The organism is Paraburkholderia terricola, assembly GCF_900142195.1.
Lineage (GTDB): Bacteria > Pseudomonadota > Gammaproteobacteria > Burkholderiales > Burkholderiaceae > Paraburkholderia > Paraburkholderia terricola.
This window is the reverse complement of the sequence record NZ_FRAB01000031.1, coordinates 61,118-85,154: the sequence shown is the minus strand read 5'-3', so window position 1 is coordinate 85,154 and position 24,037 is coordinate 61,118. Positions and strand designations below refer to the sequence as shown.

Annotated in this window: 23 protein-coding genes and 1 pseudogene; 10 read left to right on the top strand and 14 right to left on the bottom strand. The window is 65.8% G+C overall.

Features of this window, described 5'->3' with window-relative positions; all coding sequences use genetic code 11:
* The 3 genes from ilvA to mprF all read right to left on the bottom strand — a co-directional run.
* On the bottom strand, window positions 1-1,236 hold a 1,236-nt coding region (gene ilvA, locus BUE39_RS23405; RefSeq protein WP_073431095.1), incomplete at its 3' end, for a threonine ammonia-lyase, biosynthetic.
* A 466-nt stretch (window positions 1,237-1,702) separates the two neighbouring features.
* Window positions 1,703-2,968, bottom strand: a complete 1,266-nt coding sequence (locus BUE39_RS23400) for a virulence factor family protein (RefSeq protein WP_073431094.1) — start codon at window positions 2,966-2,968, stop codon at window positions 1,703-1,705.
* Window positions 2,965-5,517 (bottom strand): bifunctional lysylphosphatidylglycerol flippase/synthetase MprF, encoded by a 2,553-nt coding sequence (gene mprF, locus BUE39_RS23395; RefSeq protein ID WP_227470737.1) that lies wholly within the window; start codon window positions 5,515-5,517, stop codon window positions 2,965-2,967. Before mprF ends, BUE39_RS23400 begins: the two co-directional genes overlap by 4 nt.
* Window positions 5,518-5,928: 411 nt before the next feature.
* Here mprF and BUE39_RS34405 point away from each other — a divergent pair, with 411 nt between their 5' ends.
* Window positions 5,929-6,141 carry a hypothetical protein gene (locus BUE39_RS34405; protein WP_143031967.1) on the top strand — a complete coding sequence of 71 codons (213 nt, stop codon included), beginning with the start codon at window positions 5,929-5,931 and terminating at the stop codon, window positions 6,139-6,141.
* A gap of 141 nt (window positions 6,142-6,282) precedes the next feature.
* Here the strand turns inward: BUE39_RS34405 and BUE39_RS35230 are convergent, their stop codons facing one another.
* Window positions 6,283-6,435, bottom strand: a complete 153-nt coding sequence (locus BUE39_RS35230; RefSeq protein ID WP_167363301.1) for a hypothetical protein — start codon at window positions 6,433-6,435, stop codon at window positions 6,283-6,285.
* Between the two features lie 230 nt (window positions 6,436-6,665).
* On the opposite strand from BUE39_RS35230, the gene BUE39_RS23390 reads away from it, so the two are divergent.
* Entirely contained in the window at window positions 6,666-8,063 is a 1,398-nt protein-coding gene (locus BUE39_RS23390; RefSeq protein ID WP_073431092.1) for an MFS transporter, read from the top strand.
* Between the two features lie 10 nt (window positions 8,064-8,073).
* Here BUE39_RS23390 and BUE39_RS23385 read toward each other — a convergent pair whose 3' ends face one another.
* The 3 genes from BUE39_RS23385 to BUE39_RS23375 all read right to left on the bottom strand — a co-directional run bounded on the left by BUE39_RS23385 (window position 8,074) and on the right by BUE39_RS23375 (window position 12,159).
* Window positions 8,074-8,574 carry a DUF421 domain-containing protein gene (locus BUE39_RS23385; protein WP_073431091.1) on the bottom strand — a complete coding sequence of 167 codons (501 nt, stop codon included), beginning with the start codon at window positions 8,572-8,574 and terminating at the stop codon, window positions 8,074-8,076.
* Between the two features lie 162 nt (window positions 8,575-8,736).
* On the bottom strand, window positions 8,737-10,710 hold the full coding sequence (locus tag BUE39_RS23380) for a PAS domain-containing hybrid sensor histidine kinase/response regulator (protein ID WP_073431090.1): 1,974 nt from the start codon (window positions 10,708-10,710) through the stop codon (window positions 8,737-8,739).
* Window positions 10,711-10,812: 102 nt separating this feature from the next.
* Window positions 10,813-12,159, bottom strand: a complete 1,347-nt coding sequence (locus BUE39_RS23375; RefSeq protein WP_073431089.1) for a c-type cytochrome — start codon at window positions 12,157-12,159, stop codon at window positions 10,813-10,815.
* On the opposite strand from BUE39_RS23375, the gene BUE39_RS34400 reads away from it, so the two are divergent.
* Entirely contained in the window at window positions 12,122-12,415 is a 294-nt protein-coding gene (locus BUE39_RS34400) for a hypothetical protein (protein ID WP_083083777.1), read from the top strand. The two genes, BUE39_RS23375 and BUE39_RS34400, sit on opposite strands and share 38 nt — an antisense overlap.
* Window positions 12,416-12,434: 19 nt before the next feature.
* Here the strand turns inward: BUE39_RS34400 and BUE39_RS23365 are convergent, their stop codons facing one another.
* The 5 genes from BUE39_RS23365 to BUE39_RS23345 form a co-directional block, all read right to left on the bottom strand.
* Entirely contained in the window at window positions 12,435-12,878 is a 444-nt protein-coding gene (locus tag BUE39_RS23365) for a hypothetical protein (protein ID WP_318268308.1), read from the bottom strand.
* On the bottom strand, window positions 12,875-13,513 hold the full coding sequence (locus BUE39_RS23360; RefSeq protein WP_073431087.1) for a cytochrome c oxidase subunit 3: 639 nt from the start codon (window positions 13,511-13,513) through the stop codon (window positions 12,875-12,877). The genes BUE39_RS23365 and BUE39_RS23360 overlap by 4 nt, the downstream gene beginning before the upstream one ends.
* Window position 13,514: 1 nt before the next feature.
* On the bottom strand, window positions 13,515-15,557 hold the full coding sequence (ctaD, locus tag BUE39_RS23355; protein ID WP_073431086.1) for a cytochrome c oxidase subunit I: 2,043 nt from the start codon (window positions 15,555-15,557) through the stop codon (window positions 13,515-13,517).
* A gap of 41 nt (window positions 15,558-15,598) precedes the next feature.
* Entirely contained in the window at window positions 15,599-16,669 is a 1,071-nt protein-coding gene (gene coxB, locus BUE39_RS23350; RefSeq protein ID WP_083083779.1) for a cytochrome c oxidase subunit II, read from the bottom strand.
* Window positions 16,670-16,904: 235 nt separating this feature from the next.
* A complete protein-coding gene (locus tag BUE39_RS23345; protein WP_073431085.1) occupies window positions 16,905-17,954 on the bottom strand; it encodes an NAD(P)/FAD-dependent oxidoreductase in 1,050 nt (349 codons plus the stop codon).
* A gap of 202 nt (window positions 17,955-18,156) precedes the next feature.
* Between BUE39_RS23345 and BUE39_RS23340 the strand changes: the two genes are divergently transcribed.
* Window positions 18,157-19,557, top strand: coding sequence for a DHA2 family efflux MFS transporter permease subunit (locus BUE39_RS23340; protein ID WP_073431100.1), 1,401 nt, complete (start codon window positions 18,157-18,159; stop codon window positions 19,555-19,557).
* A gap of 34 nt (window positions 19,558-19,591) precedes the next feature.
* On the opposite strand, the pseudogene BUE39_RS23335 reads toward BUE39_RS23340, so the two are convergent.
* A pseudogene (locus BUE39_RS23335) lies at window positions 19,592-20,318 on the bottom strand (SDR family NAD(P)-dependent oxidoreductase).
* Here BUE39_RS23335 and BUE39_RS35615 point away from each other — a divergent pair.
* Together BUE39_RS35615 and BUE39_RS23330 are read left to right on the top strand one after the other, a co-directional pair.
* On the top strand, window positions 20,271-20,447 hold the full coding sequence (locus BUE39_RS35615; protein ID WP_227470835.1) for a hypothetical protein: 177 nt from the start codon (window positions 20,271-20,273) through the stop codon (window positions 20,445-20,447). The pseudogene BUE39_RS23335 and the gene BUE39_RS35615 overlap by 48 nt on opposite strands.
* Before the next feature lie 169 nt (window positions 20,448-20,616).
* Window positions 20,617-21,546 (top strand): LysR family transcriptional regulator, encoded by a 930-nt coding sequence (locus tag BUE39_RS23330; protein ID WP_073431084.1) that lies wholly within the window; start codon window positions 20,617-20,619, stop codon window positions 21,544-21,546.
* 90 nt (window positions 21,547-21,636) lie between these two features.
* Here the strand turns inward: BUE39_RS23330 and BUE39_RS23325 are convergent, their stop codons facing one another.
* Window positions 21,637-21,888: a DUF1488 family protein gene (locus BUE39_RS23325; RefSeq protein WP_073431083.1), complete on the bottom strand. Its 252-nt coding sequence runs from the start codon at window positions 21,886-21,888 to the stop codon at window positions 21,637-21,639.
* A gap of 195 nt (window positions 21,889-22,083) precedes the next feature.
* On the opposite strand from BUE39_RS23325, the gene BUE39_RS23320 reads away from it, so the two are divergent.
* The 4 genes from BUE39_RS23320 to BUE39_RS23310 all read left to right on the top strand — a co-directional run bounded on the left by BUE39_RS23320 (window position 22,084) and on the right by BUE39_RS23310 (window position 23,978).
* Entirely contained in the window at window positions 22,084-22,263 is a 180-nt protein-coding gene (locus BUE39_RS23320; protein ID WP_073431082.1) for a hypothetical protein, read from the top strand.
* Window positions 22,256-22,510 carry a hypothetical protein gene (locus BUE39_RS34395; protein WP_154873960.1) on the top strand — a complete coding sequence of 85 codons (255 nt, stop codon included), beginning with the start codon at window positions 22,256-22,258 and terminating at the stop codon, window positions 22,508-22,510. The genes BUE39_RS23320 and BUE39_RS34395 overlap by 8 nt, the downstream gene beginning before the upstream one ends.
* Window positions 22,476-23,558 (top strand): glycosyltransferase family 2 protein, encoded by a 1,083-nt coding sequence (locus BUE39_RS23315; protein ID WP_073431081.1) that lies wholly within the window; start codon window positions 22,476-22,478, stop codon window positions 23,556-23,558. The genes BUE39_RS34395 and BUE39_RS23315 overlap by 35 nt, the downstream gene beginning before the upstream one ends.
* A gap of 198 nt (window positions 23,559-23,756) precedes the next feature.
* Window positions 23,757-23,978, top strand: coding sequence for a hypothetical protein (locus BUE39_RS23310; RefSeq protein ID WP_073431080.1), 222 nt, complete (start codon window positions 23,757-23,759; stop codon window positions 23,976-23,978).
* Window positions 23,979-24,037 lie beyond the last annotated feature (59 nt).

The following is a 24,037-nucleotide window of genomic DNA, read 5'->3' as shown; positions in this document are numbered from 1 at the left end:
GCCGTGCGCTTCAAACGCGCCCGCGATCTGCGCGGACTCGCTGCGGTTCCGGATCTGCACGCCGACGAAGATATGCGCCGAGCTCGCGTCCGCGATCCGGTAGTTGAACTCGGTGACGCTGCGCGTGCCGACCAGTTCGCAGAAGCGCCGGAAGCTGCCGCGCTCCTCGGGAATCGTCACGGCGAACACCGCCTCGCGCGCTTCCCCCACTTCGGCGCGTTCGGCCACGAAGCGCATGCGGTCGAAATTCATGTTCGCGCCCGACGTGATCGCGACCAGCGTCTGGTTCTCGATGCCTTCGCGCTCGGCATACTGCTTCGCGCCGGCCACCGCGAGCGAGCCGGCGGGTTCGAGCACGCTGCGGGTGTCCTGGAACACGTCCTTGATCGCCGCGCACAGCGCATCGGTGTTCACGAGCAGCACGTCGTCGAGATACTCGCGGCACAGGCGGAAGGTTTCCTCGCCGACCAGCTTCGCCGCGGTGCCGTCCGAGAACAGGCCGACCTCGTTTAGCGTGACCCGCTCGCCGGCTTTCAGCGACGCGGCCATCGCGCACGAATCGTCGGTCTGCACGCCGATCACCTTGATCTCCGGGCGCACCGATTTCACGTACGCGGCGACGCCCGCCGCGAGTCCGCCGCCGCCGATCGGCACGAAGATCGCGTGAATCGGTCCCTGATGCTGGCTGAGAATTTCCATCGCGACGGTGCCCTGGCCGGCGATCACATACGGATCGTCGAACGGATGCACGAAGGTCAGGCCGCGCGCTTCCTGCAGCGTCAGCGCATGCGCGTACGCGTCGCTATACGACTCGCCCGACTGCACCACCTCGACGGTCGGCCCGCCATGCGCGCGCACCGCATCGACCTTCACCTGCGGCGTCGTCACCGGCACGACGATGATCGCCTTCACGCCCAGCCGTGCCGCCGACAGCGCCACGCCCTGCGCATGATTGCCCGCCGACGCGGTGATCACCCCGCGCTCCAGCGCCTCGGCCGGAATGTGCGCCATCTTGTTGTACGCGCCGCGCACCTTGAACGAGAACACCGGCTGGTTATCCTCGCGCTTCAGGTAGACCGGATTGCGCAGGCGCGCCGACAGATTCGGCGCGCGTTCCAGTTCGGTCTCGCGGGCCACGTCGTAGACGCGCGCGGTCAGGGTTTTCTTCAGGTAGTCGTGGCGCAGCGCCACGCTGTCGGCGGCTTCGGCAACCTGGTCGAGTTCGAATAGCGGCAAGGCAAGCTCCTGTGCGGCAAAAGCGGATCCAGCAGAGAGAGACCAGGAGGCAAGCAAGCGGACATAAAAAAACCCGCCTCGTGGGGCGGGTTAATGTGTCACTGCAAGCCGACGCGCGCTAACCCACCATTCGATGAATGATGCTAATAATCAGCGCAATACGGATGTCGAGGCAGTTCATGCGCCGGATCATCGTTGAGCTCGCGATGTTTGTCAAGGACGGTGCGCCGCCTGGGCGGCGCGCAAACCCGTATCGGACACAACCGGCCCGATATGAAAGCTCGGTTGGTCCAGTCGTTCGTCGAGCGGACCGCTGCAGCAGCGGCAGTTGGGACCGTCCCGCAACGCGCGCTGCGTTAGCGCGGGAAAAATCGCCGGGCCGTCCCATGAGCGATAGCGCTCCCGACATACGCTTGAGCGCGCGCGAAGACCGGCCCGAAGCGGCACGCCGGGCACCGCACGCCGGTCAGTTGCCCACGCCGCTGCGCTTCTTGAAGGCGCTCAGAATGTGCCGCTCGAGCGCGTTGTAGTCGCCGCCGAAGTGATGGCTGCCCGAGGTGCGGATCACCTCGATGCCGGTTTTGCCGAGTACCGGACACAAGGTGTCTTTCTCGCTCTCGCCGTAGAAGCACTGCACGATCGCGGGCGGCACGCGCGCCACTTCGGGCAGCACCTTCAAGGCCCTATCGCTTGCCGGCATGCCGAGCCAGCCGCCCACGCGAATCTGGAAATCGGCGTCGGGCGCGAAGCCGAGCAGCGCGATCAACGACACTTTCGCGCGCTGCGCCTCGGGCAGCCGGTTGTACGCGAACGGCATCACGTCCGCGCCGAACGAATAGCCGATCAGCGCGATGTGCTGAGCATGCCAGCGTGAGCCGTAGGTTTGCATCACGCGCGCGAGGTCGCGGCTCGTCTGCGCGGGCGGCTTCTCGCTCCAGAAATAACGCAGGCTGTCCCAGCCGATCACGGAAACGCCGTCTTTCTGCAACCCTTGAGCGATGGTCTTGTCCAGATCGCGCCAACCGCCGTCGCCGGAAATCACGATCGCCATGAGCCCGTTTGGCTGCGCCGCCGGCAACTCGATGAGCGGCAAGTCGGAGACGTCCTCGTCGCTCGTCGACACCGCTTGCAGATGCGGCGTGAGCAACGCGACGAGGCGCGCGCGATCCGCGTTGCCCGTCGCGGCCTTTTCGACGAAGCCCGGCACCTTGTCGCGGATCACGGTCGGGTCGGGCGGGCATGGCCGAAAGCGCGCATCGAGCGTGCGTTCCGCATCCACGGTCACCGCGCCGGCGATCGTGTTCGACGGCGCCTGCTCCAGGACGTGCATCGCGAGCGTCGCGCCCTGCCCCGTACCCGCGACGATCGGCGCGAAATAATGGCTCGATTGCGATTGCCGTTCCAACTGGTGGCTCAAGGCCTCGGCATCGCCCACCAGTTGATGGCAGGCCTCCTTCCGCGCGCGCAGATTGGCCGCATAACGCGCCGTATCCACGCCGACGGTCAACGCGCCGGCCTTGGCGAGCTCATCGGCAGCCTGCTGGTCCGCGGCGCTCCAGCCGCTCGCTTGCGAGTACAGCACGACGAAACCCCGCAACGGTCCCGCCGGCTGCGTGACCCTGACCTCGCCATAACGGCCGCCCGGCACGATGCTGGTCGCGGCGTGGGCGCCGCTGCCGCCGATCAGGCAGCTCGCCGCCACGGCGAGCCTGAAGAAACGATGCAATGTCATGAGCGCCGGCCTCCCGCCAGCAATGACAGGTCCGCGAGCGTGAAGAACACGCCCACCGAACCCGACGCCGCGAGATAGCGCGGCTCCCAATGCGGCTGGAACTTGCTCTTGAAAGCGCGCAGTCCGCGGAAGTTGTAGAAGCGGCCGCCGAAGCGCCACACGATGCCGGCGAGGCGATGCCAGCGCGACGCCAGCGGCGTGGGCTGCATGCCGGAGAGCGGCGCGATGCCGAGACTCAGCGAGCGGAAGCCCGCCTGCTTCAGATGCAGCGCCAGTTGCGTGAACAGGTATTCCATCGCGTAAGGCGAGGCGCTCGCCACATGCCGCATCACGCCGACCGTGGCTTCGGTATGCATGTCGGTCGTCATGAAGGTGACGAACGCCACCGGCTCGCCGTGCTGGCGCACCAGCATCACCGATTGCGCGGCGAGGTAGTCGTCGGTAAACGCGGCGACCGAAAAGCTCTTTTCGCGCGCGTCGCGGCTGCCGAGCCAGCCGTCGGAAATCTGCCGCAGCGTTTCGAGCGACGCCGGCACATCGGCCCGATGAATCACGTCGACGGTGAAGCCGTCACGCTCGCCACGCTTGAGCGCATAGCGCAGATGCGCGCGATGCGAGCCCTTCAGGTCGAAATCGTCGAGCACGACGTGGGCTTCCTCGCCGAGCTTCATCAGCGTGAGGCCGGCGTCGAGGTAAAGCGGCAACGCGTTGGCGCGCACCTGATAGAACGCCGCGCGCCCGCCGTGCGCATGCGCGAGCGCGACGAACTTGCCGATCAGGCCGGCCCATTCCTCGCGCGGCCCCACCGGATCGTGCAGCGCGGCCCACGTGCGGCCGTTTTTCGCGTACATCAGGAAGGCTTCGCGCGACTCGGAAAAGAGGAAGCTCTTGTCGCCCATCAGCGCGAGGCCGGCGTCGCTGCGCTCCTGCGCGCGCACGATGCGCGCCGCGTCCTGCAGATCTTCCGGCGCCGGCTTGACGAAATGGCCGGGCGCCGGGCGCAGCAGTTGCCAGAAACAGAACGTCGCGGCGAACAGGCTCGCGGCCAGCGTGGCGCGCAACGCACGCGGCGCGCGTTCGTCGAAGGCGAATTGCCACCACAGGTCGTCCGTGTACGGCACGTCGCGGAAGGCGAACAGCATCACCCAGACGGCCAGCATCAGCACCATCGCGACAGAGACCAGCCAGCCCGCCGTAAAGCGTTCGGCGAACAGCGACGAGTGACGATTGAAGCGCTTGCGCGTGGCCAGCAGCAGCACGATCAGCATGCCGAGCACGGCCGCCTCCACGAACGCGAGACCCTTGGTGAGCGACAGCGCGAGGCTCAGCACCGCCAGCAGCAAGGTCATCCACCAGGCGGCGTCCAGCCGGCGCAACAGCCCGCGCGCGACGAACAGCAGCAATACGCCGAGCACGCTGCATAGCAGCTGCGAGCTTTCGAGCACCCACAGCGGCAGCACGTCGCGCAGAATGCGAATGCGTTGCCAGAACGCGGGCGTCGCGCTGGAAATCACCAGCATGCCGCCGACCACGAACGTGACGAGACTCAGAAACAGCGGCGCGAGCTTCGATACGGCCGCCGCGTGGTGCAGCGGCAAACGCCCTTTCAGCGCGCGGCCCTCGAAGCCGGCGAGCAGCGCGGCCGAGACGACCAGCGGCGCGCCGAAGTAAATCGCGCGATAGGCGAGCAGCGCCGCGACCATCTGCTGGGTGGGCACGCTGCCGTTCAGCGTGAACACCATGGCGGCTTCGAATACGCCGACGCCGCCGGGCGTATGGCCGATCATGCCGAGCAGCATGGCCGCGGCATAGACGGTGATGAAGGTGACGAAGCTCACGTCCGCATGCGGCAGCAGCGCCCACAGCGCAAGGCCCGCGGCCACCACGTCGACCACGGCGAGCGCCACTTGCTCGAGCAGATCGCGGCGCGCCGGAATGTCGAACGACAGCCACGCCCAGCGCGTGCGGACCGCGCGCGTGTCGCGACGGCAGGCAGCGGCCGCGAGCGCAAGCGCGATGAGCAGCGCCGCGCCGCTCCAGCGGAGCGCCATCGGTGTGAGATGAAGCATCGGCGCGAGCGGGCCGGCGGCGCAGACCATGCCGAGCGCCGTCATCAGCACCAGCGCGAGCGCCAGCGACACGCTCGTGAACACCGTCATGCGGCCGATCTGCGCGGGCGTGACGCTCGCCACGCCGTAGACCCGCGCGCGCACCGCGCCGCCCGTCAACGCGCCGAACCCGGTCGCATTGCCGAGCGCCGAGCCTGCGGTGGCGCCGATCCACAGCGCGGCGCGCGGCACGGCGACGCCCAGGTATCGCAAGCCGACGAGATCGCGGCCGACCAGCGCCACATAACTGAGCGTGGTCGCGGCGAGCGCGGCGGTCCACTCGCCGGCGCTCAGGTGACGCAATTCGCGCATCACCGAGCGGTAGTCGACCGCTTGTGAAAGATGCTGCAAGACGATCAGCAGCAGCCCGCCGATGACGAGCGCGAGCAAGGGCGAGAGGATTCCCCGGTGGCCAAGCGTTTTCGATGCACGGTCGAACATCGCGACTAGCCGGTCGAACTTATTGTTATGTCGATGGAACATGGTCAATGCGGGCCTTGCGTGGAGCTGTCACGACGACGGGTCGTCTGCCGCGACATCGCCTTGCCTCGGCGATTACAACGAGATAACGGCAAAACATTGAAAAGGTTGACAGCAGCAGCCGTTCAACCCGGGATTAACCTGGGCTCGTGATCGAGGCTGAATGCGCGTTGCGCGTTTGCCATGGCGGTGCGCAAGATGATTGGGTCGAGATGTCGACGAGGATCGCGCCGCGCTCGACAGGGGCAGGAGTGTAAACGCGAATCGCGTCGTGCGGGATGAAGATTCGGCGTCGCGCCGATGATCCGAAACAGCCATGAGCGATCCGTAAGCCGCTCTGCTCTATCAAGCTTTGCGCTTCATGTGCCGTAAATGGAAGTAACGGCCCGGCAACCTGTCGCGAACGTGCCGCGTGAAGCGAAGTTCGACCCAAGGAGAACGATGATGGCGAATCAGGAATGGATGATGGCGGGAATCTGTCTGCTGGGTCTGGTGTCGACCGCGCTTTTGATGAGTTCGTTTTCCGCGCGAGCGATGAAGATGCGAAACGTCGTGGCGAGGGTGTCGAAGCGCACTCGCGACTGAATACGCAAGCAAAGCAGTAGGCAACCGCACGGGCGCGTGAATCGCAAGCGTGCTGCCGCGAGCGCGGCAGAGACGGCGCACTCGCGCGCCGCCCGGCCTTCCAGCCGGTGCCGGCTGCGGTACTGCCCTTACTGCGTGCGCTTACTGCGGACGGCGGTGCGCTTCAGCGATCACGGCGCAGGTTTGCAGATGCAGGTTCAGCGCGTGCAGCGCCAGGGCGCGCAGTTTGCCCAGCAAGGTGATGTTCTTGGCGGTGGTGGCGCGAGCGGCTGCCGTATGAGTAGCGGTGTTCATGGTGGGCTCCTGTATAGGGTTTATACCTAGGGAATAACCCGATTATAGACCTATCCTGTCGCACTGCAACAAATATTAAAAACCCGCTGTGGACTTGTTGCGCGACGGTCACGGCCGCTCGCTGCGTCTTTCGCAGCGGGATGGCCTCAGCGCCCGGCTATTAGCAAACCGCACCGTACAGGTGCAATAATGGCCCTTTGCCTGCGACAGCACGCCGCAGACCCGCCTTCATGCCCGTCGTCCAGAAAGCCCTGATCGCGCCGCTCATCGTCGCTTGCGCGATGTTCATGGAAAGCGTCGACGCCAATGTGATCGTCACCGCATTGCCGGCCATGGCACGCGACTTCGGGCGTGATCCGGTCACGCTGAAAATCGCGGTGACGAGTTATGTGCTCGGTCTCGGCGTGTTCATCCCCGTGTGCGGCTGGCTCGCCGACCGTTTCGGCGCGCGCACCATCTTTCGCACCGCGATCGGCATCTTCGTGACCGGCTCGCTGTTGTGCGCCGCGTCGAACTCGCTGGCGACCTTCACGCTCGCGCGTTTCGTGCAAGGCGTGGGCGGCGCGATGATGGTGCCGGTCGGCCGCATCATCATTTTCCGGGTGGTCCACAAATCCGATTTCATCCGCGCGATGAACTACCTGAGCGTGCCCGCGATGCTCGGCCCGGCCGCCGGGCCGCTGCTCGGCGGCTTCATCACGACCTATCTGCACTGGCGCCTGATCTTCTTCATCAACGTGCCGATCGGCATGCTCGGCATCTATCTGACCAACCGGCACATCGCCAATACGCGTGAACCCCACCCCGGCCCGCTCGACTGGATCGGTTTCTTTCTCTCGGCGGCGGGCGCGGTGCTGCTTCTGCTGGGGCTCTCGCTGGTGGGCGGCGAACTGATTTCGAATCGGGACGCCTTCGGCATGTGCGCAAGCGGCGCCGTGCTGCTCGCAGGCTATGTGGTGTACGCGCGGCGCGTCGAGTTGCCCTTGCTCGACCTGCGCTTTTTCAAGGTGCCGACCTTCCAGGCGAGCGTGCTCGGCGGCTCGCTGTTTCGCATCGGGCTCGGCGCCTTGCCGTTTCTGCTGCCGCTGATGCTGCAGGAGGGCCACGGCATGAGCGCGTTTGAATCCGGCCTGATCACGTGTGCTTCCGCGTTCGGCGGCATGTTCATGCGCACGGTCGCCTCGAGCGTGCTGCATCGCTATGGCTTTCGCTCGGTGCTGGTGGTCAACGCGGCATTGTCGGGCTTGTCGATCGCGGCGTGCGGACTGTTTTTCCCCGGTACGCCGGTCTGGATCATCTGGGTGGTCGTGCTGCTCGGCGGCTTCTTTCCCGCGCTGCAATTCACGAGTCTGAACTCGCTCACTTACGCGGAAATCGCGAGCCGCGACGTGGGCCGCGCCACCAGTCTCGGCAGCGTGGTGCAGCAGATGTCGCTCGGTCTGGGCGTGACGATCGGCGGTATCGTGCTGCAGATTTCGCGCGCACTGCATGGGCATCCGAGCATTATGTGGTCGGACTTCTGGCCGGCGTTCCTGGTGGTGGGTTTGTGCTCGTTCGCCTCGATTCCGGTCACGCGGCGCCTGCCGCACGGCGCCGGCGACGAGATCGCGCGCGGCGGCCGCGGCTAACCCGGCGCCCTTAACCGGGCTGTTTCTTGCGAATCACGCTCACCTCGCCGTTGCGTTCGAGAATCGCGGCGGCCACGTTGTCGAACGAGCACGCGCCGGTTTTCTGCCGCACGCTCTCGCGAATATCGGTTGCCGTAATCAGCGCGGCGTTCATTTCGTCGTCGTTGAATTTGCCGTTGCTGAACACCTCGCGTTCGCCGCCGCCGACCAGCCGCTCCAGCCCATGCGAGTGCACGCAAGCCCACGCCAGCAGCCGATGGCACACGACGATCACGAACGCGGCCGCGATCGTCGCGAGAAACGGCGACGCGCCGACGATCGCCCGGCTCAGCGTCGCGCCGAGCAGGATCACCACCACCAGATCGAACGGCGAGCGCTGCCCGAACGAGCGCCGGCCCGAGATGCGGATCAACACCAACGTGATCACGAACACGATCACGGCGCGCAGGCCCATCTGCAGCGGATCGAGATTCCTGCCGTCGCCAAACAGCGTGAAAATCACGTCGTTCATATCGCCCTCCTCGCGACAGGCGGCCGCCCTGGTTTTCTCTGTCGCGAGCGGCGGCCGCAGCGTTCATAGGGCGCGCAGCAAACGATGTGCCTCGGGTATTCAATGCCCGCAAGGCAGTGCGATGCCCGGGACGTGAAGCGATGAAAACGGGCGTGAGCGCGGCTAGCCGCCACCGCCCCCGCTGCGCCGCTGTTCGACCTGCGCCAGCAACGCATCGAAGCGGGCAAGCTCGACCGGCTTCACGAGATGAACATGGAAGCCGGCCTTTGCAGTGCTCTCGCGATCGCTCTCATGGCCGAAGCCGGTCATCGCGGCGAACATCGTGTCGGCGAGTTCCGGCATGGCCCGCAGCGCCGCGAGCGTCGCGTAGCCGTCCATCTTCGGCATCGCCAGGTCGATCACGGCGAGATGCGGCGCAAAGCGCGGCGCGACGTGCAGCGCCGCCTCGCCCTCGTAGGCGATGCGCACTTCGTGGCCTTTGAGTTCGAGCAGCATCGCGAGACTGTCGGCCGAGTCGCGGTTGTCGTCGACCAGCAGGATGCGCAGCGGCGCAACCTCGCCCGAGGCCTCGCCCGGCTGAGCGGCGGCGGCCTCGGAGGGCGCCGCGGCGAGCGGCAGACTCAGCGTGAACGTGCTGCCGCGCCCCGGCCCCGCGCTGCTCGCGACAATGCTGCCGCCATGCATTTCGATCAGCGACTTGCACAACGTGAGGCCGATGCCGAGGCCGCCTTCGCCGACACTTTGCCCTTCCTTTTCCTGCACGAACAACTCGAAGATCGTATCGAGCGAACGCAGCGGAATGCCGCAACCCGGGTCGCGCACTTCCATCACGGCCATCTGATAATCGAGGCGGACCACGATCTCGATGCGGCTGCCCACCGGCGAGAACTTCGACGCGTTGTGCAGCAGGTTCTGCAACACCTGCACGAGACGCGTCATGTCGCCGCGCACGACCACCGGTTCGCGCGGCAGGTTCGTTACAACGGTCTGCGAATGCGCGTCGGTAAACGGCCGCGCCGCTTCCATGCCGCGCGCCACCACCTCGCCGAGATCGACGCGGCCAATGCGCAACTCGACCTTGTCCGACATGATCCGGCCAATGTCGAGCAGATCGTCGACGAGCCGCGTGAGATGCGTGACCTGGCGATCGATCAGATCGCGCGAGCGCGCCAGCGTGGGACTCACTCCCGCCTCGATCTGCATCACGCCGATCGCGTTGCGCACGGGCGCGAGCGGATTGCGCAACTCGTGCGCGAGGGTCGCGAGAAACTTGCGCATGCGTTCGCCCGAGCGCTCCAGTTCTTCACGCTGACGCCGCTCGGTCAGATCGCGCGTGATTTTGGCGAAGCCGCGCAGCCGCTTCGATTCGTCATACACCGCCGTGATGTTGACGTTGGCCCAGAAACTCGAGCCGTCCTTGCGCACGCGCCAGCCTTCGTCCTCCACGTGGCCGAGCTGCCGGGCGATCGCGAGTTCGCGCGCGGGCTTGCCCGCCGCCGCGTCTTCCGGCAGATAGAACACCGAGAAATGCCGGCCGACGATTTCGTCGCGCGCATAGCCTTTGATGCGCGCGGCGCCCTCGTTCCAGCTCGCCACATGACCTTGCGGATCGAGCATGAATATCGCGTAATCCTTGACGTTGTCGACCAGCAGACGAAAACGCTCCTCGCTTTGCCGCAGCGCTTCGAGATATTCGCGTTTCGCGGTCAGGTCGCGCGTGATCTTGGCGAAACCGCTGAGCAGGCCCGCCTGGTTGCGGATCGCCGTGATCACGACGTTGGCCCAGAAGGTCGAGCCGTCCTTGCGCACGCGCCAGCCTTCGTCCTCGAAGCGGCCGGTCAGCGCCGCCTGTTGCAGTTCGTAGGCGGGCCAGTCGCGCGCCAACGCTTCCGCGGTGTAGAAGCGCGAGAAGTGCTGGCCGATGATCTCGTGTTCGGTGTAGCCCTTCATTTTCTGCGCGCCGACGCTCCAACTGACGACATGCCCGGTCGCGTCGAGCAGGAAGATCGCGTAGTCCTCGATCGCCTGCACCAGCGTCCCGTAATCGACGTTGACGAGCGCGCTCGCGCGGACGGCGGCGGGATTCTGGGCGGGACCGCCGTTCTCGCCGGCGGAAGGGAGATCGAACTCTTTCATGGGATCGGGAAGAATAGAGGTTCATTCAAAAGCATACACCGCCGACAGCCGGCCGCCTCGCTCATCAGGCCGTGCGCGCCGTTGCGACGGACCCGGGCCGCGCTATTTGTGTAAAGCGCCGCGCACGCTCGACACGTCGCGCGTCGTCACCGGCGCTGCCGCATTGCCCCACGTATTGCGAATGAACGTTAGCACGTGGGCCATTTCGCTGTCGCTCAACTGATCGGCGAACGACGGCATCTTGCGCGGCTCGGGACCGTGTTCCGTGCGCGGGCTCCGGCCGCCCTCTACGAGCAAACGCACGAGCGACGTGCTGGACGCCGACAACACCGCCGGATTGCCCGCGAGGCGCGGATACTTTTGCGGCACGCCCGCGCCGTCCGTCTGATGGCAACGCGCGCAATAAGCGGCGTAGAGGCCGGCGCCGGGCCGTTCGACGTCGCCGGTTTTCAGCGCCTGAACGCTCTGCCGCGCGGCGCGCGAACGCTCGTTGAAGTGCCCGCTCGGCGCGCGCGGCGGCAAGCTCTTCAGATAGGCGGCGAGCGCCGCGAGGTCGGCGTCGCTCAGATATTGCGTGCTGTCTTCGACCACCTGCACCATGCTGCCGAACGCGATCAGTCCGCCGCCGTGGCCGTGCTTCAGGAACGCGGCGATGTCCGCGGCCGAATGCCTGCCGAGACCGGAGCCGGGGTCGCCCGTCAGATTCGGCGCGAACCAGTGGTCGTTGGTGCCGCCCGTCAGAAAGAGCGGATCGGCCTCGCTATAGCCGCGCTCCTGGTAGGCGGCTCCGCGCGGCGTGTGGCACGCGCCGCAATGTCCGAGCGACTGCGCGAGATACGCGCCGCGATTCCATTGCGCGTCGCGGGTCGGCTCGGGCTTGAACGGGCCGCTCGGCGCGAAGGCCCAGTTCCAGACCGCGAGCGCCCAGCGCTGGTTGAACGGAAACGGCAGGCGGGTCGCGGGCGCGGGTGCCGCCACCGGCTGCACGCCGTGCATGAAGTACGCGTAGAGCGCGTGCAGGTCGGCGTCGTCGATCTTCGCAAACGAGGGGTACGGCATCGCCGGATACAGCCGTTTGCCGCCGGGCACCACGCCTTCGCGCACGGCGCGCGCGAAATCGTCGTAACTATAGCGGCCGATGCCCGAGCGCGGGTCCGGCGTGATGTTCGACGAGTAGATGGTGCCGAACGGCGAAACCATGCCGAGACCGCCGGCGAATGCCGGCGTCGCGGTGGGCGCGGCGCCGGGGTGCGTCACGCGTGGCGGGGCGGTGTGGCAGCCGGCGCAGTCGGCGGCTTTCGCGAGATAGGCGCCGCGGGCGATCTGGGCGGTGGTGGTGTCGGTGGTGGTGTCGGTGGTGGTGTCGGTGGTGGTGTCGGTGGTGGTGTCGGTGGTGGGCGCGGTGCTGGTCGTGACGCCGTTTGCGGTGCTGTTCGCGGTGCTGTTCATGACGCCGTTCACGGTGCGATTCGCCCTGCTGTTCGTGGTGCCGCTCATGACGCCGTTCGCGGCGCTATTCGCCGTGCTGTTCTCGGTGCCGTTCGTGCCGCCGTTCGCGGTGCTATTCGCCCTGCTGTTCTCGGTGCCGTTCGCAGTGCCGCCCGTGCCGCCCGCGCTCGACACCAACGCCAGCGTCACGACGCCGCCGATTACGGCATGCCAAAGCCGCCGCCATCCTGGCCGGCCGCCGTGCCACGCAACGTGATCGCTGAACCCGCGCATCGTCACCACCCCCTGCATGGCGACACGATCGCCAACGCCACGTCGGTCGCGATCAGCGCGAACAGGAACAGCGCGCTGCACATCGCGGCGATGCGGCTCAGGAACCAGTCCAGTTCGGCGCGCGTGCGGCGCTCGCCGCTCAACGCGCCCCACTGCATCGGCCCGATTCGGCGCATCGTGCGCCACGCGGTCAAGGTGCCGAACACGCCGGCCGCGAGACACAGTGCGCTCACCGTGAAAAGCGCCGGACGCATCCACACGACGAGCGGCGCCGACAGCGGCCGATCGAACGGATAGCAGCTCTGCGCGGCCAGCGCTTCCGTCGTCACCATCTGCGCGAGCCATGCAAACGGCGCGAGCAGCAGGCCGATCAGCATGTGGCGCATGGCCGGATGCGGCACCTGCGGCGGCTCGCGGCTCAGGCGCGGCGTCATGTCATCGGTCACGACCACTCCCGAAACAGGTAAGGCGTCAGATACAGCGTGCTGAAAATAAACAGCCACACGACATCGACGAAATGCCAATACAGCCCGCCGATCGTCAACGCGGCGCAGCGTTGTTCGTCGAAATAACCGAGCGCGGTCCACAGCAGCAGAAACAGCAGCACGACGATGCCCACCGCCACGTGCGCCATATGAAAACCGGTGATCGTGAAATACAGCGAACCATAGAGATGCGTGCTCAAGCCATATGGATGCGCGTGCCACTCGATCAACTGAATGCCCATGAACGCGCAGCCGAGCACCGCGCCTAGCGCCATCGACGCCACCGCCCAGCGCAGACGGGCGCGCCGCACGCAGCGCTCGCACAGCCACACGAACACGCTGCTCGACAGCAGAATCGCCGTGTTGGCGATGCCGAGCCCGAGCTTCGGCAGCCCTTCAGGCGGCCAATGCTGCGGCGTCTGCGAGACCAGGTACAGATACGAAAAGATCAGATAACCGAACAGCGAACCTTCGGTGGCGATCAGCGTCAGGCACCCCCACCAGCCGCCCGAGCGCTCGCCGGCGCTGCCCACCGGCAAGGGGCGCGGCTGCGCCGGCTCGCGTGAAGGCTGATTCAGGTCGACGGCGTCGCTCACGTCAGCCTCCCGCGTCGCGCACGGCGACCGGCTCGCGCTGGATCAACGCGCGCTCGGGCCACAACCACACCACGATCGATACCGCGCAGCCCGCCAGCATCGCGCCCGCGAAAATCCACGCGCCCATCGCGAGCCCGGCGAACACCAGCGTCGCGAACACCGCGAGCCAGAACGGCGCATACGAATCACCGGGCATCTTCAGAATCACATCGGGGTTGGCTTCGAGCGCGGTCGTGCCGAGCGCCTCGCGGCCATGCGCGAGCAGATAGCCTTCGTCGAGTTGCGAGCGCATGGGGACCGTGATGCCCGGCTCGTCGATGCGGCCTTCCCACAACGGATGACGGCTCGCGAGCCACGGCACCACCGCGAAGTTGTACGGCGGCGGCGGCGAACTCATCGACCATTCGAGCGTGGGCGCGTCCCACGGATTGTCGCCGGCCGGCTTGCCGCGTTTCAGGCTCACGAGCACGTCGATCAGAAAGATCAGCACGCCCGCCGCGAACAGAAACGAACCCAGCGAGGTAATCAGATTCGCCGTGTTCCAGCCCATCTCGGCGGGATAGGTGTAGATGCGGCGCGGCATGCCGAGCAGCCCCGCGATATGCATCGGAAAGAATGCGACGTTAAAGCCCACGAACAGCACCCAGAAACCGAGCTTGCCGAGGCGCTCGCTCATCATCTTGCCGGTGAACTTCGGAAACCAGAAATAGATGCCGCCGATCACCGGGAACACGTTGATGCCGAGCAGCACGTAATGCAGATGCGCGACCACGAAGTAAGTGTCGGTGAGTTGCCAGTCGAGCGGCACCGCTGCCGTCATCACGCCGGAGACGCCGCCCACCACGAACAGCAGCACGAAGCCCGCGAAGAACAGGAACGGCACACGAAACACCGGCCGGCCCGTCCAGATCGTCGCGATCCATGCGAAGGTGGCGACCGCGCTCGGAATCGCGATCACCATGCTGGCCGCGCCGAAAAACGACAGCGCCAGCGCCGGAATGCCGGTCGCGAACATATGGTGAATCCACACGACGAAGCCGATCACCATCGTCGCGACCGTGGAGAGCGCGACCGGTCCATAGCCGACCAACGGCCGCCGGCAAAACACCGGCAACGCATCGGAGACGATGCCCATTGCCGGCAGCACGACCGCATAGACCCACGGATGCGCGAAGATCCAGAACAGGTGTTGCCAGAGCAGCGGACGGCCGCCGTTGAGCGCGTCGAAAAAGTGCGTGCCGATGCGCCGATCCATCCACAGCAGCAGGAACGCGAGGCTCACCGAGGGCACCACCAGCAGATTGCCGCCCGACGCGGTGAGCGTGCCCCACACCAGCACGGGCATCCGGTCGAGCGACATGCCCGGCGCGCGCATGCGCAGCAACGTGACGACGAAGTTCATCGCGCCGACCGTCGTCGAGATGCCGAGCAGCACCATGCCGAGCGCGTACACGTCGATATTCGGCCCGCTGCTGTATTCGAGGCCGGAGAGCGGCGCGTAGTTGAACCAGCCGGCGTTCGGCGCCTGGCCGCTCGGAAAGCTCGCATACAGAAAGATGCCCGCGAACAGAAACACCCAGTACGACAGCGCGTTCAGCCGCGGAAACGCCATGTCGCGCGAGCCGAGCACGAGCGGCCACAGGTAGTTCGAAAAGCCGGACAGCACGGGCAACGCGTACAGAAAGATCATCGTCACGCCGTGCATCGTGAAGAGCTGGTTGTATTGCTCGGGACTGAGCACCGTCGCGTTGGGGCGCGCGAGCTGGACACGCATGATCAGCGCTTCGACGCCGCCCATCAGCAGAAAAACGAACGCGGTGACGAGGTAGCGCAGGCCGATGGTCTTGTGATCGACCGTGGAGAGCCAGCCGCGCCAGCCCGGCGGGGCTTCCCAGATTTCGCGCAGGCGCTTTTCCTCGGCGCTGCCCGGCAGCACGCGGCCGCGCCGTGGCGTGCGCGCAAGTGGCGAGGCGGCGGGCGGCGTGCTCGTTGAAGCGGTGTTCGTAGCGCCCGGTGTGGCGGCGGACGCGGCGTGATCGGACATCGAAAGGCGCTCCGTAATGTGTCGGGAGGGTCGGCGGGATTTCAACGCAGCGTCGCCAGATAGGCGGACAGCGCGGCGGCGTCGCCCGTTGTCAGCGCGATATTCGGCATCAACGCCTCCGGCTTGATCCGCTGCGCGTGCTGAATCCAGTCGAGCAGATGATCCGGCGTATTGGTCAGCGCGCCCGCGGCGATCGTGCGACGCGAGCCGAGATGCGTGAGATCGGGCGCTTGCAGGCCGGCTGCGTCGGTGCCGCGAATCATGTGGCAGCCGGCGCAGCGCTCGGCGAACAGATGCCGGCCGGCGGCGAGCGCAGGATCGCCACGATCGCTGACGGGCGCGGCCGGTCGTCCTTGCGCGTCGCGCCAGGCATTGAAGTCCGCGGCGTTTTGCGCAACCACCTCGAAGGCCATGTGCGCGTGCTGCGCGCCGCAAAACTGTGAGCACTGTCCGCGATAGACGCCGGCATGATCGGCCTGAATCCACTGCTCGTTGGTTTGTCCGGGGATGGTCTGCGTCTTGCCCGCGAGTTGCGGCACCCAGAACGCGTGCACGACGTCGGCGCTTTTGAGCTGAACCTTGACGGGCTCGCCGACCGGAATATGAATCTCGTTGGCCGTGCTGAAGTTGCGGGCCGGGTCGGGGTCGTCGGCGTAGTCGACTTTCCACCACCAGTCGTATGCCGTGACGGTGATGGTCAATTGCGGATGCGCGGCGGGCGAAGCGACCGACTCGAGCGTCACCAGCACATAGACGAGCATCGCGAACAGGACGAGCGACGATACGCCGGTGCCGACATAAATCCAGCGCATGCCGCCCGCCTCCGCATCGAGCGAGTCGCTGGGCACGGCCGGACGCTTGCGCGCGATCGCGCCGATCAGCAACCCGGCGACGATCAGCGTCACGCAGACGGCAATGGCGGTGAGCGCCCAGCCGAGCCGCATCGTCGGCGCGGCGGCGGGGCCGGCCGCGTGCAGGAAGTAATTGAGCGGCGCCGTGGGCGATGCATGAGCCGTGGACGCCACCCAGGCGAGCGCCGCGGGCGTGGCGCGCGCGCATGCGTCTCGTGACGCACGAATGCCGTTGCTTCGCGTGGGCAGCGCTCGTTGCATGCCGCTTCTGCTCCATGGGTTCGCCGTTCACGGTCGTCACCCGGCAGGTTTTCCGACCTCGCGCGGGTGAGCATCAACCTGGTGAACCAGCAAGAAACGAACCTTTCAGGCGTAAGCAGAACGGCATCGGCACATCGCGGAGCCTAAGCGCAAAAAAAACCGATAACGACCTCTGGATCATTACCGGGCTCGATCAACGCTTCGTCCGGCCGCAACCGCGCCTCACAGCGGGAACTCACCCCGCCGCGCTCACTTTTTCCGCCAGCTTCGCGTCGTAACTGGAATGCACGTGCACCCGCTTTTTCTCGGGATAAGCGTACGAATACGCCTTGCGCAGCGCCAGCGAGGCCTCGTGGAAACCGGACAGAATCAGCTTCTGCTTGTTCGGATAGTTGGCGATGTCGCCGACCGCGAAGATGCCGGGCCGCGAACTCTCGTAGTTCGACGTATCCACGTCCACGCGGCCGCCGTGAATCGTCAGCCCCCATTGCGCGATCGGCCCGAGATCGGCGACCAGTCCATACAGCACGACGAGTTCTTCCGCTTCGAGCCGGCTCTCGCCTTCGATATGCCGCAACGTGATCGCCTTCAACGCATCGTCTTCCACGACGAGCCCCGCGATCGCGCCGACGACAAAGTCCATTTCCCCGGCCGCGACCGCGTCGCGCATCAACTCCACGCTCGAATCGGCCGCGCTGAAACCGTTGCGCCGGTGCACCAGCGTCAGGCGCCGCGCGACCTTGCGCAGCGCCAGCGCCCAGTCGAGCGCGGAATCGCCGCCGCCCGCCACCACCACCGTCTTGTCGGCGAAATCGGCGAGGCGCTGCACGCTGTAGTGCACGTGACGCGACTCCAGCGCCGCGGCTTCGGGCAGCAACAGCTTCTGCGGCACGAATGCGCCGTTGCCGGCGGCGAGCAGGATCGCCGCGACGTCGAACACGAGGCCGCGATCGGTGCGCACGGTCCAGCGTCCGTCGCCGCCCTGCTCGACCGACTGGACGCGTTGCTCCAGATGAATCGGCACGTCGAACGGCTTGCATTGCGCCATCAACCGCTCGACGAGTTCACGCGCGGTGCACGACGGAATCGCCGGAATATCGTAGATCGGCTTGTCGGGATAAAGCTCGGTGCATTGGCCGCCGATCTTGTCGAGCGCATCGACGATCTGGCACGACAGGCCGATCACGCCCGCCTCGAAAGCGGCGAACAGCCCCACGGGGCCGGCGCCGACGATCAGAACGTCGGAGCGGATCGGTTGCGTTTGCGGGTCGGCGGCGGGCGTCATTCGGCGTCTCTTCGGATGGGTGGATAACCCACCATACAGAATCACCCCCAGCCCGGCAACGATGTCATTACACGCGGTAAGGGCGCTGGCGACGGAACAGCGGGGACCGGACGCGCGGGGTTCCGATCGACCGGGATGTCCAATATGATGACGCCATCCCACTGAATCGCCGCGGGCTCGCGCGCTCGCCGCCTCGTTGAACATGACCCGCGATTCCTCCCAGACCGCGCTATTGCGGATCGTCGCCGCCGGCTTTTTCATGCAGGCGCTCGACACGACGATCGTCAACACCGCGTTGCCGTCGATGGCGCACAGCCTGCGGGTCGCGCCGCTCGCGATGCAGCCGGTCGTGGTCGCCTACACGCTGACGATGGCGATGCTCACGCCCGCCTCCGGCTGGCTCGCCGACCGCTTCGGCACGCGGCGCGTGTACTTCGCGGCGATTCTCGTGTTCGTGCTCGGCTCGATAGGCTGCGCGAGCGCGCATACGCTCGGTCAACTGGTGGTCGCGCGAATCCTGCAAGGCGTCGGCGGCTCGATGCTGCTGCCCATCGGACGGCTCGCCGTGCTGCGCAGCGTCTCGGGCGAGCAGTATGTATCGGCGCTCGCGTTCATTTCGGTCGCCGGCCAGTTGGGACCGATCGTCGGACCGACGCTCGGCGGCTGGTTCGTGCAAACGATCAGTTGGCACTGGATCTTTCTGATCAACGTGCCGATCGGCGCGCTGGGTCTTTACGCGGTGCAGCGGTTTCTGCCGGCGCATGGCGAAACCCGGGCGCCGCCGTTCGACTTCCTCGGTTGCGGGCTGCTGTCGCTTTGCATGATCGCGTTTTCGCTGGCGATCGACGCGCCCGTCGAGACGCATCGCGCGGCATGGTCGGTCGGACTCTTCGCGCTCGCCGCCTTGAGCGCGCTCGCCTACATTCCCTACGCGAGACGCCGGCGCGATCCGCTCTTCAAACTGTCGCTCTTCAGCGAGCCGAACTTCAGCGTCGGCCTGATCGGCAATCTGTTATGCCGGATCGGTTCGAGCGCCGTGCCGTTTCTCGTGCCCTTGCTGCTGCAATTGCAGTTGGGCTACTCGCCGCTGCATTCCGGCCTGATGATGCTGCCCGCGGCGCTCGCCGGCACCGTCGCCAAACCCTGGATCGCGCCGCTCATACGGCGCTACGGTTATGACCTGTTCCTGCTCGTCAATACCGTGATCGTCGGCTTGTCGATCGTTGCGTTCGCGCTGATTTCGCGCGGCACGCCGCTCGTCGTCGAGGCCGCGATTCTCGCGGTGTTCGGCGCGGCCAACTCCATGCAATTCGCGGCGATGAACAGCGTCACGCTCAAGGGCCTGTCGCATGAAGACGCCGGCAGCGGCAACAGTCTGTTTTCGATGGTGCAGATGCTCGCGATCGGGCTCGGCGTGTCGATCGGCGGCGGTCTGGTGAATCTGTTTTCGGCGCAATGGGGCTCGGCCACGCTCGGCTTTCGCCTGAGCTTCGTGTGCGTCGGCGCGATCACGCTGGTGTCGGCCTGGGTGTTTCGCCATCTCGACGAAGCGCCCGCCGCGCGCGCGGTGCGTGCGCAGGCGACACAGGGCGCGGGGCGCTGAACGAGCGCGTCCTCGGCCCCGGCTTTTCAATTCGTCAGTCCGGCAAGCGGATGCCGGAGAAGCTCGCGCAAGCTTCGATCAAAGGCTCCTGCACGGCGACGTCACGCACGGCCGGATGCGTCTCGCGCGGCTTCATGTGATAGAAGTACTCGCCGCTGACGGTTGCCGCGGGTTCGTCGCTGACCGCGAGCCAGGCCTGGGTTTTGGGCGCGGCCAGTAAATCATCCGGTGCGCCCGCCCCGCCCATTTTCGTCGCGACCCAGCCCGGCTCCAGCGCATTCGATAACACCCGCGGCCAGCGGCGCGCGATCGCGAACGCCAGCAGCGCGTCATGCAGCTTCGAGTCCGAGTACGCCGCCGTGCCCTGCCACGGGCGCCGCTCCCACGCGAGGTCGTCGAGGCTCGCGTCGCCGCTGCGATGCAAACCCGAGCTCAGATAGACGAGCCGCTTCGGCTTCTCGATCAGCGCCGTCAAAATGTAAGGCGCCAGCGTGTTGATCGCGAACACATGCGGCAGACCGTCGACGGTGGCGATCCGGCGCGGCTCCTGATAGCCGACCGCCGCGTTATGGATCACCGCGTCGAAGCGGCCGAGCCGATTCGCCTGCTCGGCCAGCGCGACGGTGGCCGCGATACTCGAGAGGTCGCCGGTGAGTATCGTTTGCGCTTCCGGTATCGCTTTTAACGCGTCCTCGGCGCGCGCCGCGTTGCGCATGCAAAACCACCTGATGCCCGGCGTCGACCAGAAGACGGCCGGCCATCTGACCGAGGCCATCGGCGGAACCGGTTATGAAAACACGCGACATGAGGAGTTCTCCGTTGATCGGTTCAAATATGCCCGATGCATGACGAGAATCCTGTTGCATCGTGTATCGGACGAACGCACCTAGCTTAGCGCGCGCTGCGCGATTGACGCGATAGCGTGGCTGTCATTCCATTCATGACGCCACATCATCTATTCGCTGGGACGTGCGGCATTACGATGAACCGACGCATGATTTAAAACGGACTTTCGCGTTAGCATGTCGTGCAACGAATACATAACAAAAGGACTATCACATGCCATTTGACGAGCGCATGCTGAACGGCATGGGCGTGTTGACGGCGATCGTCGATTGCGGCAGTTTCGCGGCGGCGGGCGAAGCGCTCGATATGTCGCAATCGGGGGTCAGCCGTTCGGTGGCGCGGCTCGAAGCGCGCCTCGGCATCCGGCTATTCGATCGCACCACGCGCTCGGTCGCGCTGACCGACGAGGGCCGGCGTTTCTACGAACAGATCGTGCCGCTGCTGGGCGGGCTCGAGGAAGCGGCGGCCTCCGCGGCCCAGGGCGCGACCGCCGTTCGCGGGCGCCTGCGCGTGAACATGGACCCGTTCTTTTCGCGCCTCGTGCTCGGGCCGCGACTGGGCGGCTTCATCGACAAGCATCCCGATCTGCAGCTCGAACTGGTTACGCGCGACCAGTTGGGCGATATGGTCGCGGACGGCTTCGATCTCGCGGTCCGCTTCGGCGAGCCGCCCGTGTCGACGCTGATCGCGCGCAAGCTGCTGGATACGCGCATTCTGACCGTGGCCGCGCCGTCGTATCTGAGGAAGCATGGACATCCGGCCACGCCGGCCGAACTCGAAAGCGGCAAGCACGTGTGCATCAAGTTTCGCGACCCGCTCACGGGCTATCCGTTCAGTTGGGAATTTCATCGCGGGCGCAAGAAGATGGTGATCGCGCCGCAAGGCCGCCTGACCGTGAACGACGTGGGCACCTTGCATAGCGTCTGCAAGGCCGGCCAGGGCGTCGCGCAGATTCTCGCGCTCGGGGCCGAGCCGCTGCTCGCCAACGGCAAGCTCGTCGAACTGTTTCCCGACTGGGGCGACGAGGTTTATCCGCTGTATGCGCTCTACCCTTCGCGGCATCATCCACCGGCGAAGGTGCGGGCGTTCTTCGACTTCATCGTTTCGCTGACTGGCGGCGCGCCGCGCGAACCGGCCGGTTGATTCGGCGGCCGGCTTCACGCACGCACGCCCGCGACGAAGCGACGAGGCGCGAGTGCGCCGCGTCGATAAGCCCGCGCCGGGAAAGCCGTCTCAGGAAATCGTGTAGCGGTTTTGCGTGCCGCTCGTGTACACGTTGCGCGCGAGCGTGAGAATCTGCTCGCGATGCCGGTCGAAGGCGGCCAGCACGGCCGGTTCGTCGGCGCCCACGCTCGGGCTCAGCGTCGAAATCACCGATTGATTGACGGCGAAAGCGATTTCACGCGCGTTGTCGTAGCCCCAGAAATTGACGCAATGGTGGAAGGCGTCGTAACTGCGGCTTGGGTTCGGAAAGTTGAGAGACATATCGGGCCCCCGCGAGATGTGTTTCCGCTTCACGGTGCGCTGAAAGGCCCACCCGGTCAAGCCCTCGTTTATCAGGAAGGGGCGCTACCAGGTCCGTTGCGCTCCGCCGGGCAAGGCATGAGCCGCACCGCGGAATTCGCGCGCGGGTCCGAGCCTTGCTGGCGTGTAAGCGTCTTCGACACCAGGAGCCAGATGATGAGCGACACCAGGGAACCCGCCAAAAACAAGCCGGCCGACATCGAGCATCCGCAACCGGCCGTGCACAGCGACAACGAGAAGAGCAAGCTGCCGGAACGCGACGATGAAGGGCGCAATCAGTCGCCGGCGGACAGTCCCGGCAAGAAACCGGGTGAAGGCGAACCGTCGGTTGGTTGAAATATCAAGCGCCAAACGGGAGGCGGCTTTGCTGCGTTTCAGCGACGAAGCCGCACAAATTTTTCTTTTGAAACCCTTTCAGAAGCCGGACAATTTTTTCCTATTTATTACCGATTATTTTTTTGACGTGATGAACTATTTTTCTGCTTGCAGCGATGTGTGCGTCAAGCAAACCGGCTGCCGCCCCTCAACTGATAACAAAGGCGACGCCCATGTCCATCCCTTCAACCTCCTTCAAGGGCCCTAAAGTTTCGATTTGCCTGCCCACCTGCGAGCGTCCCGAACTGCTCGTGCAGTGTATCGATTCGTGTCTTGCGCAGACCTACGGCAATCTGGAGATTCTGATCGGCGACGATTCGAGGAACGCGCAGACGCAGCAGATGATCGCCGCGCGCTATGGGAAGGAATCGCGCGTGCGTTATACGCTCAATCAGCCGCCGCTCGGCCAGGCGCGCAATGTGGCGAGCCTGTTCGAGCGCGCGAGCGGCGACAAGATCGCGCTGATTCACGACGACGACCTGCTCACCACGGACGGCATCGAGAAACTGGTGTCGCTGTGGAAGCGCCATCCCCGACTGGACGCGGCATTCGGCGATCAGTACGAGGCCGATCACACCGGCTCGATCGACTTGCGGGCCAGCACGCGCCTGAACACCGCGTTTCGACGGACGAAAGAAGCCGAAGGCCTGCAGCCGCTGCCCGGCCGAACCGGCTTGATCCAGATGTTCCCCAACAACGGCTGGATGGCCGACGCCAAACTCGTCAAACGGATCGGCTACAAGGAAGAATACGCGGTGTGCTGCGATTTCGTGTTCGGCACCGAACTCTGTCTCGCGGCGCGTGAGGTGTTTTATCTGCACGATTACGTGTCGGTGTATCGCAAGACGGCAACCTCGATCTCGCACCGCACGCGCGGCACCACGGCCGCCGCGGCGGTGAGCGCCTATGCGTTCGTCAAGGCGTTGAAGCTGCCGCCGCAACTGGAGCCTTCGCGCAAGCTCAGCTTGCGCCGTCTCGCGCCCATCGTCGTCTCGGTCCATGCGAAGAATCGGCTGGCGCCCGGCGGCTTGAAGATCGCGCTCTCCCATCTGTCCGCGTACAGGTATGGGCTCAGTATCCGGCTTTACTACCATCTGCTGATGCTCTCGCGCGCGGCGCTGCGCATACGGCCGCAGGCCGCCGCCGCGGCCACCGTCGCGGCGGTGGCCGCGGTGCCCGGTGTGGCCGCCGGGCAGGCCGCGGCGGTGACGGAACTCGTCAAGGAACTCGCCGCGGAGCAATCGGAGCCGGTGTGACGCTTCATGACGCGTGTGCATGAGCGTCTGCATGAGCGGCGGGTTGATTTCATCGTTTGCGGAAGCTGGCTAGCGCGTGCGATATGCGCGTTTTCTGCTAAGCATCCGCTGCTTAGCAAACGCGTATTTGTTGCTTGGTCCGGCGCGCCATGCTGATTACGATGAAGTCGAACATCATCCGCCCCAAGGTGAGCCGCCATGTCCGACAGTGCCTGTTTCAAGCCCCGCGTGATCGAACCGGTCGTCGATAATCAGCCCGAGGGACTCGGGCTCGCGGTGGAGTTGTGGCTCGCGCATCCGGTCGACGGCATCGCCGGGCGCGCGGTGCAGATTCACTTGCGCAGCGGCGCGAAGATGGCGCAGGCCGAGGCGCTGCGCGATCTGCTGCATGCGTTCGGCACGGACATCGTGGTGGCTTGAAGCGCGTCCCTGCCCGGCTGCCGCATCGCGCGTTGCCGGCTTCGATAAAAAACGGCGGC